At 69.0% G+C, this 14,852-nt stretch carries 14 protein-coding genes; 4 read left to right on the top strand and 10 right to left on the bottom strand.

Translation table 11 applies throughout. The features are described from left to right. Window positions 1-32 precede the first annotated feature (32 nt). The 8 genes from QHF85_RS08825 to QHF85_RS08790 form a co-directional block, all read right to left on the bottom strand. Complete coding sequence (locus QHF85_RS08825) at window positions 33-1,706, bottom strand: hypothetical protein (RefSeq protein WP_281326648.1); 1,674 nt, start codon at window positions 1,704-1,706, stop codon at window positions 33-35. Between the two features lie 9 nt (window positions 1,707-1,715). Beyond that, window positions 1,716-3,209, bottom strand: a complete 1,494-nt coding sequence (locus QHF85_RS08820) for a serine/threonine-protein kinase (protein WP_281326647.1) — start codon at window positions 3,207-3,209, stop codon at window positions 1,716-1,718. 386 nt (window positions 3,210-3,595) lie between these two features. After that, window positions 3,596-4,051: a hypothetical protein gene (locus tag QHF85_RS08815; protein ID WP_281326646.1), complete on the bottom strand. Its 456-nt coding sequence runs from the start codon at window positions 4,049-4,051 to the stop codon at window positions 3,596-3,598. Between the two features lie 152 nt (window positions 4,052-4,203). Continuing rightward, a complete protein-coding gene (locus QHF85_RS08810) occupies window positions 4,204-4,425 on the bottom strand; it encodes a hypothetical protein (protein ID WP_281326645.1) in 222 nt (73 codons plus the stop codon). 639 nt (window positions 4,426-5,064) lie between these two features. Beyond that, the gene (locus QHF85_RS08805) at window positions 5,065-5,850 is read right to left on the bottom strand and encodes an aldo/keto reductase (protein WP_281326644.1); all 786 of its coding nucleotides are present in this window, start codon (window positions 5,848-5,850) and stop codon (window positions 5,065-5,067) included. Window positions 5,851-5,874: 24 nt separating this feature from the next. Further along, complete coding sequence (locus tag QHF85_RS08800; RefSeq protein ID WP_281326643.1) at window positions 5,875-6,756, bottom strand: aldo/keto reductase; 882 nt, start codon at window positions 6,754-6,756, stop codon at window positions 5,875-5,877. A gap of 58 nt (window positions 6,757-6,814) precedes the next feature. Then, window positions 6,815-7,843, bottom strand: a complete 1,029-nt coding sequence (locus tag QHF85_RS08795; protein WP_281326642.1) for a hypothetical protein — start codon at window positions 7,841-7,843, stop codon at window positions 6,815-6,817. A 118-nt stretch (window positions 7,844-7,961) separates the two neighbouring features. After that, window positions 7,962-8,753, bottom strand: coding sequence for a hypothetical protein (locus tag QHF85_RS08790; protein ID WP_281326641.1), 792 nt, complete (start codon window positions 8,751-8,753; stop codon window positions 7,962-7,964). A 254-nt stretch (window positions 8,754-9,007) separates the two neighbouring features. Between QHF85_RS08790 and QHF85_RS08785 the strand changes: the two genes are divergently transcribed. Genes QHF85_RS08785 through QHF85_RS08775 form a run of 3 tightly spaced genes read left to right on the top strand, consistent with a single transcriptional unit; the run spans window position 9,008 to window position 12,078 of the window. Then, window positions 9,008-10,552 (top strand): DUF2330 domain-containing protein, encoded by a 1,545-nt coding sequence (locus QHF85_RS08785; RefSeq protein WP_281326640.1) that lies wholly within the window; start codon window positions 9,008-9,010, stop codon window positions 10,550-10,552. Then, window positions 10,549-11,154: a hypothetical protein gene (locus tag QHF85_RS08780; RefSeq protein ID WP_281326639.1), complete on the top strand. Its 606-nt coding sequence runs from the start codon at window positions 10,549-10,551 to the stop codon at window positions 11,152-11,154. The genes QHF85_RS08785 and QHF85_RS08780 overlap by 4 nt, the downstream gene beginning before the upstream one ends. Before the next feature lie 21 nt (window positions 11,155-11,175). Next, window positions 11,176-12,078 (top strand): DUF6687 family protein, encoded by a 903-nt coding sequence (locus tag QHF85_RS08775; RefSeq protein ID WP_281326638.1) that lies wholly within the window; start codon window positions 11,176-11,178, stop codon window positions 12,076-12,078. Here QHF85_RS08775 and QHF85_RS08770 read toward each other — a convergent pair whose 3' ends face one another. Next, complete coding sequence (locus QHF85_RS08770) at window positions 12,079-13,173, bottom strand: quinone-dependent dihydroorotate dehydrogenase (protein ID WP_281326637.1); 1,095 nt, start codon at window positions 13,171-13,173, stop codon at window positions 12,079-12,081. Window positions 13,174-13,260: 87 nt separating this feature from the next. Between QHF85_RS08770 and QHF85_RS08765 the strand changes: the two genes are divergently transcribed. Continuing rightward, complete coding sequence (locus tag QHF85_RS08765; RefSeq protein WP_281326636.1) at window positions 13,261-13,686, top strand: rhodanese-like domain-containing protein; 426 nt, start codon at window positions 13,261-13,263, stop codon at window positions 13,684-13,686. Between the two features lie 388 nt (window positions 13,687-14,074). Here the strand turns inward: QHF85_RS08765 and QHF85_RS08760 are convergent, their stop codons facing one another. Continuing rightward, on the bottom strand, window positions 14,075-14,815 hold the full coding sequence (locus tag QHF85_RS08760; RefSeq protein ID WP_281326635.1) for a methyltransferase: 741 nt from the start codon (window positions 14,813-14,815) through the stop codon (window positions 14,075-14,077). Between the last annotated feature and the right edge of the window lie 37 nt (window positions 14,816-14,852).

Genomic DNA, 14,852 nt, shown 5'->3' with positions numbered 1-14,852 from the left:
GTCGTGCCTACCTTTACCGCATGGTTCGTGCGTCACGGAGCGAGCCGGACGCTGAAGAGGTCGGCGCCGCCACTGCTCGTGACGGTTACGAGCGGGGCGCCGAACACGATCTGCTGCTCGAAGCTGCCGCCCACGATCACGTCGCCTTTGCCGTCGACGGCGGCGGCCCAGGCCGTTTGGGATCCTGTCCCACCAAACGTCCTCGTCCAGAGCGGAGCCCAGTCGAATTCGGCGAGCTTCACGACGAATGAATCGTTGCCATCGCTTGTCGTGATCGTGCCGGAGCCGAAATTGATCGATCCGTTGAAGTACCCGGTTACGACCACGTTCCCCGCGCCGTCCACCGCGATCCCGGTGCCCTGCGAGGGTTGGGTGATCCCGAAGCGCTTGCTGCGCACGTGGTTCCCGTTCGATCCGGCGAACTCGGCCAGGTACACGTCGATCCCTCCTACGGCCGACATCGTGCCACCGCCGAAATCGAGCGAGCCCGTGAAGTGTCCGGTGACGAGGACATTGCCGTTCGGCGCGGCGGCGATGCTTCCAGGGAGCTGGTTTCCAGACGAACCGAATACCTTGCTCCACACGTGAGCGCCGGTCTCCCCCTTGTACATCGCGACCACGAGATCATAATCGCCGCCGCCCGGCAGGCTGCCTCCGCCGAGATCCGCACCGCTGTACGTCTCGCCCACGACGGCGACGTCGCCGTTCTCCATGACCGTGAGGCGCCGTCCTCGTTGAATGCTCTGGTTGACGAAGATCCGGCTCCAGCGATGGGTCCCCGCGGAATCGTAGCTCGCCACGAACAGGTCTTGTCCGCTGGGGGCCACGGTATCGCCCCCGAGGCTCACGTTCTCATCGGTGACCCACCCCGTGACGTACAGGTTCCCTGCCGCGTCGGTGTCCACGTCGTGCGCGGCTTGCCTGTTCGCCGCGCCGAAGCTCTTGCTCCAGATGTGCGCGCCCATGGCGTCGAACGTGGCCATGAAGATATCGTTGCTCGGGATGGACTGTAGCTCGCTCCCACCGAAATGGATCATCCCGTCGAATTCGCCGACCACCGTGACATCCCCCGCCGGGCTCACGGCCACGCCGCGGGCGACAGCAAATCCCTCGCAGGGATATTTCTTCTCCCATTGCATCGCGCCATCCGGGCCGATCTTCGCAACGTAAACGCTGCCAGGGCCCGAGCTTTCCAAGAATTCCACGGTCCCCGCGACGACGTACCCGCCGTCGGGTGTGACCGCCACGTCGGAGAGCACGTCGGTCATCGGGGAGACAGAGCTGCCCGGCGGCGTGAACGCGGCCTTGGGCGTGCCCGTACATGCGCTTACGGCCGATCCATCACAATCCTCGTCTCCAGGCAGGGTGCAATCTTCAGCCGCCGGAACGACCTCATCCTCGCAAGGGCCGAACTCCGAGCCGTCGTCCGCGCAAACCTGCACACCGGTTTTGCAGTCGCCGAAGCCCTCCGTGCCAGCGGGCCCCGAATAACACACCCGCATCTCGCCCGGAGTACACGGCTCACTCGTCCCGCCGGCCCCACCCGTGGAGCTCGACGACGCACCTCCGGCCCCTCCCGCACCCCCCGCCTGCCCCCCGCCGCCCACGGGTTCCTCTGCGTGATACGGGTTGTCCCCTCCGAGGACCTGCACACAGCTCGCCGCCGTGAGCAGCGCCGCGACACCGAGCGGCTTCCACGCTCTCATCCTAGCACCTCAATCCCGACTCCACGTCGACCCGGGTTTCGGCGCCTTCCCCGTCGGCGCCGCGCCTCCCTTCGAGGTCTGCGACGCCGCCGCGGGCTTGCTCGCCGGCGCCTTCGCGGCCGCGCTCACCACAGGCGCGGCGCTCGCCGTCGCGGTCGGCATGGGCTCGGGCGTCGTCGTCTCCACCGGCGCCGCCGGCACGATTTCGGGCGCGGCGGTCGCCACGACAGGCGGAGACGACGGCGCGGCGGCGGCCGGCTCTTTCGGCTTGCCCTCCTCGCGCGACGAGAGCGCGAGGAATGCAACCACACCCGCGAGCAAACATGCGAGCCCCGCGCCCGCGGCGATGAGCTTCGTCGGCGGCGATCGTCGCGCCGGGACCGCGGTCATCCCGCTGCCGAGCGGCGTCATGACCGGGCCCATGGGCGTCCCGGCTTGCCCCGCGGGCGTCGCGGCGCCGAGCTCCGCGCCGCTCGGCAGCGGCGCGCGCCTCGGCGCCATCGGCGTCGTCGCCTGCGTGTCGAGCGTGGAGATCGGCACATCGTAGGGCTGCGACGTGAACGACGGCCGCGAGATCGCTCCTGGCGGCAGGATCCCCGAACCCGTGAGCCCCGCCATCGGCACCCCGAGCGCCTCGGCGAGCGTTTTCACGGCGCTCGTGGCCGAAGGAAACCTCTCGGCGGGCGCCTTCGCCGTGGCCCGCGCGAACCAGCCGTCGAACGCGGGCGGCAGGCTCGCGCCGAGCCGGCCGGCGCGCGCCGTCGCCGGCTCCCGGGGCCCGAGCGCCGCCTGTGCGGCGAACGCGAAGACGTTTCCGCCGCCTCGCGACTCCTCGAACCAGTAGGCTTTGCCCACGAGGAGCGTGAACGCGATCATGCCGAGCGCGAAGATGTCGGTCGCCGGCGAGACCGACGATTCCATCATGAACTGCTCGGGCGCCATGTAGAGCGGGGTGCCGAGCGATTGCGTCGCGCCCGCGGCCGTGGACCCGGCGGCCACGATCTTGGCGATCCCGAAATCGAGCACTTTTATGCGCGGGGGGCCGTCTTCGCGCTCGCAGAGGAACAGGTTGTCCGGCTTGAGATCGCGATGGACGATGTGGGCGCGGTGCGTCTTGTCGAGCGCGAGCGAGGTCTGATGCAGGTAGGCGACCACCTCGGCCGGCGGCAAGGGGCCCGTGCGTCGGAGCCGTTTGCCGAGCTCCTCGCCGCGCAAGAGCTCCATGACCAGGAAGGGCATTCCGGTCGCGTCGTCGATGCCCGCGTCGAAGACGTCGACGATGTAATCGCTCTCGATCTCCGCGGCGACGCGCGCCTCTTGCCGGAAGCGCCCGCGCAGGTCCTCGCTCTGCACGAAGTTCGCGTGCATCACCTTGAGCGCGCGGCGGCGGTTCGTCTCGAGGTGGACGACCTCGTACACGGCCCCCATGCCCCCTGCGGCGATGCGATGCTCGACGCGGTAACGCCCGGCGAAAATGGATCCGGCTGCCAGATCAGAGGACACGATCCGCTCCCTCGACAATTCCCGCCGCTCGCATGTTTGCGTGCAAACGGTTTCCCGTGGCAGTAGACGGCCAGTTGCGAGCGAAGTCAAGCGTTCGGGGGAGGAGCGGGCGCGGTCGGCGGACGCTGAAGCGCGCTTCGCGCGACCGCTGGGGCCGGTCCGGTCGACCGTTCCAGCCGCACGACGCCTGCGCGGTGGCTCCTTCGGGAATGCGCTTCCGAAGCGGCTCCGGTGCCTCGCCTGCGCGCTCGCGTGCACGATGCGAGCTTCGCCTGAGGCGTCCTATCTGTTTCCTGAAGCGGGTCGAGTGGTCGGCCCGTGGAATCGATTCGGCCGCGCGACCGCTGGGAGGGCTCCCGGGAGCGTCGGGAGCGGGGCCGATCGGGTCAGCCTTCCGTCGGGGCGGGCGCGGCTTGCCGGGGGCCGCGGCTCATGAAGTCGATGAGGACGCGGAAGATGGGGCCGAGCTCGGGATTGTACTTCATCTGCTCCTTGAGCTGGCCATTGACTTTGCGCAAAAGCTCCCAGGCCTCGGCGTCGAAGAGCAGATTGGCCTGCTTGAGGGTCGTCAGGACGACTTCGAGATCGATGATGACCTGATCGATTGCATCGGCGCGCTCGCAGGCCGCGAGGAGCGCGTCGGCCGTGACGCCCTTGGGGAGCGTGAGCTTGTCGCCGGCCTTGTTGATCGCATCCGCCGTATGGGTCCCGACGAGGCCGATCCCGCGGGGCGCCTTGGGCAATCGCTTCACCTCGTCGGCGGAGAGCGTGCCGGCATTCGAGGGCGGCTTGAGGCTGTCGGGGATGCTGACGGAGACGGAGCCGTGCTTGATTTCGGCCATGTTCGAGTTCCTTTGCGTGGATCGGGTGCTGGGCGCGGACGGTACGGGAGGGGTAGGGCGGGGGCAAGAAATGTGGTGGAGGGCGCGGGGGGCGAAGGGGCGGAAAGGGGGAGGGCGGGGGCAAGAATGTGGCGGACGCTGGTCACGGCATTCTATTTCTGCTGCGTCATGCCTTCGTCGGCCACTGGAAACCCTATTTCGGAGCTGCCGTCCATCGTGAAGTGCCCAGGGTAAAAGCATTGCAATTCGGATCCCACTTTCGAAATGGCAAGCTGTAATGCCTGGATCGAGTCTGCGCCGTAAGCATGCAACGAGCGGACGTTCTCCCCCTCGATCGTTATCTCGTAGGGGCAGACCCAGTAGTCAGCCGTCACGTCCTCATCCCCTGGAGGTGGTGGCACGTGTCGAGGTCTCCCAATTCTGATGACAGCCTTGCGCACAGGAGCGTCGCTTGTTTCCCGGTATTCGAGCTCTCGTTCCGCAATGCAATCGAGAGCGATGGGCGTCGTTGCTGTCATCGTGCTTCTTCTTGTTCCGGTGCGAAGTGTTGCGCGAGCGGTCGCTCTGTCCCGTGCTCACTTGTTATGATTGCATCGCTTCAAACAATGTCCGTATTCCTCGGATGCCGCCCCGCGACACAAACTCTGTTGCATTTTCGTTCTGTACTTTCGTTTGTCTGCACATTCTCGCGACAGCAGCTCGTAAATTCGGTGGCAATTCGACTCGCAGACGCTACACGTCTCGGCTTGGATTGTCGTGCCCTGCAAGCTGGCGTGTGTTGCAGTCTCTGCAGACGTCCATCCAGGCCCCCATCCTTGCCGCGAACGGAAACCGCCCGAGCTACCGCCAAACGTGCCGGACAAAAGGATCGCGCCCAACCCCAGAATCGTTTTGCCCATCATTTCCCCCCCGCGCGCGCCCTGCGTTCAATACGCAGGGCGTCGCAGTGTTTCCCTGTAGCACGGCACGCATGGACGTGAAGCCAGAAGCCGTGCCGGCGATTGCGAGCCGCGCTACCCGTGCACCTTCCGCCCGAACTCCCGCATCCACTTCGCCTCGTCCTCGGTGAGCGGGCCTCGTTCGAGTGCGTTCAGGTTCTCTTCGAGCTCGGCTCGGGTCTTCGGACCCGTCAGCGCGAGGTCCACGTGCGGGCTCGAGAGCTGGAATCGATAACAATCGCCCGCGCTCATCACGGGACCGTCCCAGCCGCCCGGGCGCTTCAGCAGCTTCCGCCACGCCGTCGCCGTGTACGCGAGCACCGAGGGGGAATGGTCCTTCACGTGCGGGAAGACGTCGCGCTCGGCGCCCGGGTGCGCCGCGTTGTAGCGCAGCATCAGGAGGTCGAGCGGCGAGTCCGCGGCGAGCTTGCCCGCGCGCGGGCGATCGTGAATGCTCGCGCCGATCGCGCGGACCTTGCCGCTCTCGCGCAGGTGGAGGAGCTCTTTTTGCGTCGCCTCCGTCCACGCGGAGCCCTTGCCCAGCCAGCTGAGCAGGTACACGTCGAGGTGATCGGTGCCGAGCTCGCGCAGGAGTTTTTCGGCGCCCGAGCGCACGCCCCAGCCGAACCAGCCGAGCTGCGCGTAGCCAATGACGGTCGTCGCGTCGCGCCGCGCGCCCATCGCCGCCTTGACGGGCGCGCGCATCCCCTTGTTCCGCGCGGTCCACAAGAAGACGTTCACGCCCCGATCGATCGCGGCGCGGACGCCGTCCTCGTCGATGCCGTAGTTTGCTGCGAGGCCGAGCCGAAACACGCGCTTGCCGCGAAGCGCCGAGGGGGTCGCATACAGCCAGTCGTTCATGTCCCCCACGGTATCACGGATCGGTCAGCGTTCGCCGAGCTCCGTCGTCGAGCGAAAACCGAAACCCGAGTAGAGGTTGACCAGCCGATCCGCGATCCCCATCCCGCGCGCCTGGAGCTTCGTCGTGTCTCGCACCCGCGCCCCGATCCGACGCATCCACGCGAGCTCCTCCTCGCTCATCGGCCCCTCTTCGAGCGCCTTCAGGGCCTCGTCGATCTGCGCCGCGTCCTTCGCGCCGGCCCAGCAGGCGCCGATGTTCGGGTTCGAGAGGGCGAACCGATAACAATCCGCCGCGCGCGGCAAGCGCTCGTCGGCGGGGACGAGCTTGCGATCGAGGAGCTGACCCCACGAGGTCGAGGTGTACGAGACGATTCCGGGGCCCCGATCCGGCAGGTGCGGAAAGACGTCCTTGTCGGCGCCGGGGTGCGCCGCGTTGTAACGGAGCATCAGGAGGTCGATGCGGGGATCCCGGGCGAGGTGCTTGAACGCGGGGCGGTTGTGGCAGGAGATCATGACCGAACGCGTGCGGCCCCGACGCACGAGATCCGCGGCGGCGTCGAGGATCGCGTCTTTCGGCGGGAGGTTCCACCAGCCGAGGAGCAAGACGTCGGCGTGATCCATTTCGAGCTTGCGGAGCGCTTTTTCGAGCGATTTGCCGAGCCCGGACGACGAGCGCGCGTAGGTCTGGATGACGACCTTGATCCGATCGCGGTGGCTCTTGCCGAGGCGCTTCAAGCCCTCGCCGAAATCGGGCATGCGCGACGAGCCCCAGTAGAAAAAATTCACCCCGCGCTCGAAGGCATGCTCCACGTCGCGCCCCTTCGCTCCGTAGCTCGCCGCGAGCCCGAGGGGCACGACGTCCAGATTGCTACGGCCGAGGCGGACAGGGGAAAAGGACGCCGACATGGGAAGAGCCTCCGGCGCGAGGATGGCACGGAGGATCGAGGACACGCAAGGAAGGGGATTATCGCGCCTCGGCGGCGATCGGGGCGGGCGCCGTCGCGTCGGCCGCGCTCGCGGTGCGCGCGCCCGTGAGGCTGACGCAAGCGCCGCCCACGCCGAGGGCGACGACGCCGCAAGCAAAAGCGCCGAGCAGGGCGCGGCGCGCATCGCGCGGATTGCCGCGGACGACGGAGAGGACGCGGTCGTGCTCGCGGTAGACGACGGCGGCCGAGAGCACGGAGGCCCGCGTCTCCTCGCCGAGGCCGAGATCGAGCTTGCGCGGCGACCAGGCGACACGCGGATCGTCGGCGGACGCCGGGCGCATGGCGGAGAGGAGGCGCTCGACGCGGAGAGCGCGCGCGAGGGCGACGGCGTCGCCGAGGCATAACGCGAAGATGGCGGCGACGGCGGCGACGCCGAGGGTGCGCGAGACCTCGAGCGAGGGGCGGACGCCGGTGGGAAACACGTTCCAATCGGGCAGGGCGGCGAGGGTGCCGAGGGCGACGCTCACGGCGACGGCGAGCCAGACGGCGCGGCGATCGGCGCGATCGACGAGGGATCCGGGCCGGGCGCGGCCGACGCGGCGGGCGGCGGCGAGGACGAGGGCGAAGGCGGGCAAGAATCCGAGCGCGCAGACGAACCCCGTGGCGGCGCCCTCGCCGAGGCCCCAGCGCGACCAACGCATCACGCCGATGAGCGCGCCGCCCATGAGCCCGGCCGACAGGACGCCCACGGCGGCCGCGAGGAACGCAGCGGCGCGGCGAGGCCAGTGGACGGTGGGCTGAACGAGGACGCCGAGGAGGAGGGCGCAGAGCGGGGTGACGACGACGAAGGCGGGGCGGAGGCCGGCGTCCATGAGCTTGAGGGCGCCGACGCGGAAGAAATCGGCGGCCATCCAGCCGCCGACGGCGCCGAGGACGGCGTACGGGAGCGAGAGGCGAGGGACGCGGCTGGGAGCGGGAGCGAGGGCGGGGGTGGGAGCGGCGGCGGGAGCGGAAACGGAGGCAGGAGCGGCGGCGGATGCGGGGGCGGGGGCGTTGGGCTGGAGCATGGGCGGTACCTCGCGGGAGGGGTCAGACGCCTGGGAGGCCTCTGGGGTTCCCGGATTTGGATTTGTCGCCCTTGAAACGCCCTCGCGGTGAAACTCCGCCCGGCGTGGACGGGGTCGTCTACGACGTGGAAATGGCCCCAGATGCCACGCTGCGCAGCATCGTATCGTCACTCGTGAACTTGTCACGGATCTGCTGCGCGTAGCTGGTCAGGTCGGCCGCCAGGCCCGTGGAAGAGGTGGTCAGCAGATCGGCCAGCGTGCTGGTCGTCTTCGTGCTCTTGTTGTCGTTGAAATACTTGTGCAGGCGTCCCACGACCGGGTTCTCGTAGACATCGGCCTTCAGCACGTTCTTCGCGTCCTTCAGGGAGAAATGCACGCCGAGCCAGCCCTTGATCAAATTGTTGTTGTCATCTCCGGGCGGGATGCTTTTGTCCTTGTAGTTCTCCCGGGCGCAGCGGGCTTCCTTCATCCACGCGCGTAGCTCGGTCTTCAGCACGGCGATCACGAAAGCGTCCGTGTCCTTGGAGGCGCCCCGCGGGGATTCCTTCCGGACAATCTGATCATGCGCATGGGACATCTCGTGCGTCAGGGCTGCGATGCCCCTGCCCAGCTGGGTCCCCTTGGTGCCGTTGGTCACGTACTCCTTGATCGGATTGAACCAGCTCGACGAGATTTCGAGCATCATGGTACTGAAGTTCCATCCCCCACCGCTGCCGCCCGAGCTGATCCCGATATCCGCTTTGTGTTCGCGCAGGGCTGACCACAAGGCGGCGGTGGTGGCGCCGAATTTCGCGAGCAGCGTGGTGTCGTCGACGCTTTGCATCCACGCGCCATCCAGGTCGAACTTGCTTTGCACGACACGAGGAGGCGCGCCGGACAGGTGCGGCGCGTAGGCCTTCCGCTGCACCACGGTAGCCGGATGCGGCGGCCTCACCAAGAGGCCCCCGAACGGGCGTTTCGGCTGTACGACGGTCGCCGGGTGCGGCGGTTTCCTCGGCGCGGGCCCGTCGGGTTTCTTCGAATGATCGGGGGGCATGGGCGTTCCTGGGGGCTCCCCATGCTCGCGCGGAGTCGCACCCCAGGCAAAGTTTCGGGCTCGCGCCTGCAGCGATCGGCCCGCAGGATTTGTCGCCCCAGGAACGCCCTTTCGGGTAGGCTCGTCCGGTGCGGTCGCGATGGTCTCTCGGGGCGGTGGGGCTCTCGGCGCTTTTGTGGGCGGGGAGCGCGGAGGCGTTTTGCGGGTTCTATGTGAGCGGCGCGGACGCCAAGCTCTACAACAACGCGACGCAGGTCGTCCTCCTGCGCGACGGCACGCGCACCGTGCTGTCCATGCAGAACAACTACCAGGGCCCGCCGGAGGCGTTTGCCATGGTGGTCCCCGTGCCGATCGTCCTCCAGAAGGAAAACGTCAAGACCCTCGTCCGCGACGTCTTCGACCGTATCGATCAGCTGAGCGCGCCGCGCCTCGTCGAGTACTGGGAGCAGGATCCTTGTGACCATCCGCGCAGTCGCTCGTGGGTGCAGACGGAACGCAGGGCCAGCGCAGAGGCGCCCTCGCCCGCGGGCGGCGGCCCCGGCGGCGCGCCGCTCGTCCGGATCGAGGCCCAGTTCGCGGTCGGCGAGTACGAGATCGTCGTCCTCAGCGCCGAAGACTCCTCCGCGCTCGACACGTGGCTCCGGCAGAGCGGGTATCACATCCCCGACGGCGCCGAGCCGGTGCTCCGGCCCTATGTGCAGAGGGGCGAGAAGTTTTTCGTGGCCAAGGTCGATCCCGAGAAAGTGAAGTTCGACGCGAAGGGAATGGCCACGCTCTCGCCGCTCCGGTTCCATTACGACACGGAGACGTTCGCTTTGCCCGTGCGGCTCGGCCTTTTGAATTCGAAAGGCACGCAGGACCTCATCGTCCACGTCCTCGCGAAGAACCAGCGGTACGAGGCCGCGAATTATCCGAACCTCACGATCCCCACGAACATCGAGCTCAACGAGTCCGCGCTCGGCGCCTTTGGGTCGTTTTACGTCGCGCTCTTCGACCAGACCGTCGCGAAAAAGCCCGGCGCGGTCGTGACCGAATATGCCTGGAGCGCTGGGAAGTGTGACCCTTGCCCCGGGCCGACGCTCGCCCCGGAGGACATCGCGGCGCTCGGCGGCGATACCCTCGTGAGCCCGCGGGACACGGATCAGCCGCCCGGATCCCCGCCCGCGAGCGGCATGTCGCCCGCGGAGGCCACGATCACCCGATTGCACGTCCGGTACACGAAGGAATCGCTCGGCGAGGATCTCGTCCTCCGCTCCGCGTCGCCGATCACGGGCGGCAATGAGTGGAGCAGGGGCCCCGACAAACACGGGGCGACCTCCGACGCGCCGGGCGGCCAGAACATGTTCCAGGGGAGATACATCGTGCGGCACCCCTGGAAAGGCGACATCACCTGCACCGATCCTGTCTACGGGCGCTGGGGGGAGCGTCCGGACAAGGTGGGCGCGGCGCGGGATCTCGCGTTCGTGCCGCGGGAGGGGCTCGCGCTGTCGGAGCTCGTCGCCGAAAACGTGGAATCGATCGGGCTCTTGGGATCGCCGCCGACGATCGAGCGCAACGTCCGCGTGCCCCTTTCGGCGTATCTGCGCACGAGCGGCGCCGCGATCGGATTCGGGTTCGCGGCGGGGCTCGGGCTCGTGGGGTTTTTGCTGTACCGGATGCGGAGGGCCTCGTGAGCGACACGCCGATCGATCGGTCCGAGGAGCGACATCGCCTCGTGGCCATGGCCGCGAGCGTGCCGCTCTGGCTCCTCTGCGCGCCGCTCGTCTTGCCGTTCGGCGGCCGGGAATCGCTGCTCCAAATGGCGAACCGGGACGGCACGGCGGTGACCATCCTCGTGGGCCTCGCGTTCTCGCCGCTGTTCGCCGGCGTCGTCGGGCTCGTACGAGGGCTCCGGCGAGCCGCGCCGGGCCGGTGGCTCTTCGGCGTGCCCGCCGTCGCCGCGACGCTCATGGCCCTCGGTATGGTCCTCGTCATTTCGCTCCTGCTCCTCATCGAGCGGACGTCGAGCCATCAGCCCTTCGTCTGGGTCGGGCTCGTGGTGGCCCTCGCCGCGCTCGTTTGCCTCGTGCGGGGTTTTTTCCGCAAGGGCTGGCGCCGCTTCAGCCACGTCGTCGGCGGGATCTGGCTGTCCGGGCTCGTCCTCGGCATCTCGCTCGGTTTCTCGCCGAAGCCCTTCTTCACCTCTCCCTCGTGGGGCGAGTGGGCCTTCCTGTTCGGCCTCGCCGCGCTCGCGCCGCTCGTCGTGTTCGCGCTCGCCCCGCGGCGGCCGGCGTGAGCCCGTGCTAGCCTGCGGCCCATGGCTGCACGGCATTTCCAGTTCGTTCCGATGGACGGGCGGGCGCCCGAAGGCGCCATCTCCTGCGATGGGCTCGTCGCGGGCGCGGCCCTCGATCTGAGCCACTGGGCGAAGAATCGGACGCCGAAGGCCTTCAAGGCCGATACCTCCGTCGAAATCGCGCTTTCGTTCGTCCGCGAGGCCTCGCCGGCCGACGGGCCCTCCGTCGTCGTGAACAACCATTTCGACGCGGATGGAGTGCTCTCCGTCTGGTCGCTGCTCGACCCGGAGACGGCCGCGGCGCACGCGGGGCTGCTCGTCGCGGCGGCCGAGGCGGGCGACTTCGACGAGTGGCCGAAAGAGACGCGCGGCATCTGGCTCAACATGGCGATCCGGCGCCTCGTCGTGCTGAAGCCCGAGGCGAGCGCGTTTCCGATCGTGCTCGCGTCGCTCGGCGAGCTCGTGCGCACCCTCGACACGCGCGAGGATCTCTGGGGGACGTCGTACGCCGCGCTGCTCGAAGCCGAGCGGCGCGCGAATGCGGGGGACGTGATTTCGTATTCCGTCGGCCCCATTCGCGTGTTCCACCACGGGCCGGGCGTCCCCGAGGTGCCGGGGGCCGTGCTCTCGAAGCTCGGTTCGACAGGGGAGGGTGTTCTCCGGCTCTTGCTCGCGTTCGAGGAGCCGGACGGCTCGTTCCGGTATCGGTACGAGCTGCCGCGCTGGACCTGGGCCGATACGGTCGTGCGGCCCGTGATCCCCGCGCCGAGCCGCAATGCCCTCGCTGCGGGCCTCGGGCCGGGATGGGCGATGAAGGGCGTCGATTTCGGGATGACGGCCCTCCTGCGCACGACGGCGCCGCTCCGGGAGGCGCCGCGCGTGATGGCGGAGCGGTTCGCCTCGATCGATCGCTACGCGGCCTGATCAGCGTGCTTCTTTGCCCACGAGCTCCGCGATCGAGCCGATCCCCTCGGCGCGCATCCGCGACAAGATCCCCTCGTGGATCCGCCGCGCGAACGCGGGGCCCTCGTAGATGAACGCCGTGTACGCCTGCACCAGCGTCGCCCCCGCGGCGATGCGCTCCCACGCGTCGTCCGCGCTCTCCACGCCGCCGGCTGCCACGAGCACCATCGAATCGCCCACGCGCGCCCGCAGCCTGCGCAGCACCGCGAGTGCGCGCGCCTTCACGGGCTTGCCCGAGAGCCCGCCCGCGCCGATCTGCGCGACCTCTGCGGCGTCCGTCGCGAGTCCATCCCTTCGGATCGTCGTGTTCGTCGCGATGATCCCGTCGAGGCCGAGCTCGCGCGCGAGGTCGCCGATCGCGTCGATGTCCTCGTCTGCGAGGTCGGGCGCGATCTTCACGAGCAGCGGCACGCGTCGCCCGGGCGAGGCGCGATCGAGCGCGGCGCGCACCTCGGCGAGCAGCGGGCGCAGCTTCTCCGTCGATTGCAGATCCCGGAGGCCTGGCGTATTCGGCGAGCTCACGTTGACCACCAGGTAATCGGCGTGCGCGGCGAGGCGCTCGGCGCTCGCGACGTAATCGGCCGCGGCCTCGGATTCCGGCACGACCTTCGTCTTGCCGATGTTCGCGCCCACGATCACGCCGCCTGGCTGTCGCCTCGCGAGCCGCTCGGCCGCTGCGCGCGAGCCCTCGTTGTTGAAGCCCATCCGGTTCACGAGCGCGCGATCCGCCGGGAGCCGGAAGAGCCTGGGCTTCGGGTTTCCGCCCTGGGGCTCGCCCGTGACCGTGCCGATCTCGACGAACGCGAAGCCGAGCGCGCCGAGCGCTTCGAACCCGCGCGCGTCCTTGTCGAACCCCGCGGCGAGGCCGAGCGGGCCCGGGAAATCGAGGCCAAAGGCCCGCACCGCGAGGCGCGGATCCCGCGGGCCGAAGAGCCGCTTCGAGAGGGCGCGCGCGCCGGGCAGGGCCATCAGGAACCGCAAGAGGCCGAAGCCGAGGTGATGGGCCGTCTCGGCGGACAGGCGGCGGAGGAGCAGGCTGAACAGGAGGCGGTACATCGGCCGGCGAACGCATACGATGCCGCGTGCGTGCGTCAAGGCGCGTCTTGCGCATCCGTGACGGCGGTGGCAGGGAGTTGGCAAGCCATGCATGCCCCTGCGTTTTCCGCCGCCGTCCTGCTTTCCCTCCTCGCCCTCGTCCCGGCCTGCTCGAAGGACGAGTCGGCCGCGCCGCCCGGGCCGTCGCAGCAGCCGGCTGCGCAGACGGGCCTGCCGGACCGCGACCCGGCGCTCGCACGCAAGCTCGTCGCCGAGGGCGGCGTCTTGATCGACGTGCGCACGCCGGAGGAGTACGCGGAGCGCCACCTCGACAAGGCCACGAACATCCCCGTGGGCGAGCTCGAGACGCGCCTCTCCGAGGTCGAGAAGCTCACGGGCGGCGACAAGACGAAGCCGATCGTCGTGCACTGCGCGGCCGGCCCGCGCGCCGCGCGCGCCAAGAAGATCCTGCTCGGCGCGGGCTACACGCAGGTGACGAACCTCGGCGGCATCAACGACTGGGACGCGAAGTAGCGCCAAGCTTTGAGCATGGGTCTCTCCGGGGGCCGCCGAGCCGGGGCGCTGCCCCGGGCCCCGCGGGGGCTATCCGCCCCTCGACCCGGACCAGGGCCAGCCCTGGACCTCAGGGGGAAGAACTGCGCGATGCGCAGTTCTTCCCACAGGCCGGTGGTACCGCCTCGCCGGTGGAACTGTCCGCGCTGCTGGCTTGGTTGGCAGGGCCCTTCGTGGTCTTGATTCGGCCCGTTCGATGAACTGCGCGAAGCGCAGTTCATCGACCCTCGGTCCAGCGCGGGCGCTGGTCCGGGTCCAGGGGTGGACAACCCCGGGGTTTGGGGCGTAGCTCGGCTTGCCGAGCGTAGCCCCATCGTTGAACAGACGGGCCCGGGGTGAAACCCCGGCGCTACGCTACCCTGTGAACCCCCCCTCGAAGACGGGCGAGCCGCGCCTCCGCCTCGCGCATCCGGCCGGGCTCGCGCATGCGCCGCGCGCGAAAGAGCAGGTTGTGCGGGGTCACCGTGGGCGGCACGAACGCTGTGATCGTCACCTCGTAGCCCGCTGCTTCCAGCCTCGCCGCCCGCTCTGCGTCGACGAGCGACATCACGAACCGCCGCCGCACCTCGGCTTGGCGCGGGATCCCGAGCGCGTCGGCCTTTGCCTCGGCCGCCGCGGCGAACGGGACGCTCGCCGCATAACAGCACGGGACCAGGTAGAGCCATTTCGCGCCCGCCTGGCTCGCCGCGTCGAGGATCGCGTCGGACGCTGCCCCGCAGGCGTGCAGCGCCACCACGATTTCTGGCGCCTCGGGCCAGCACGACGCATCGCTCACGTCGCCTGCCGCGAGCCGGAGCTCGATCCCTGCTGCAAGCCGCGCGGCCGCGGCCTCGCATGCCGCGATCCTCGTCGCTTCGCGCTCGATCACGTGGACGCGGGAGAACCCGAGCAGCGCGGCGCCGACGAGGCCCACGTACGCTTTGCCGGCGGCCGCGTCCACGAGCAGCTTATCTTTGCGGTGCCGCTCGATTTCGCCGAGAAGTGCGGCGACCTCGACGGCCTTCTTGCGGTCCTCGCGCCGGAGCTTCGTGCCTTCTGCGACGATGAACAGATCGTGCAGGGCTCGCTCGACGGCCTCGGACGTGATCATGACGCAATCCTAACGTTGGTTCGTGGTACGGTGTGGA

It is taken from the genome of Polyangium sp. 6x1, assembly GCF_029946515.1.
In the GTDB taxonomy this organism is placed as follows: Bacteria; Myxococcota_A; Polyangia; order Polyangiales; family Polyangiaceae; genus Polyangium.
The sequence above is the reverse complement of the archived record's forward strand: the minus strand, read 5'-3'. Positions and strand labels throughout refer to the sequence as shown.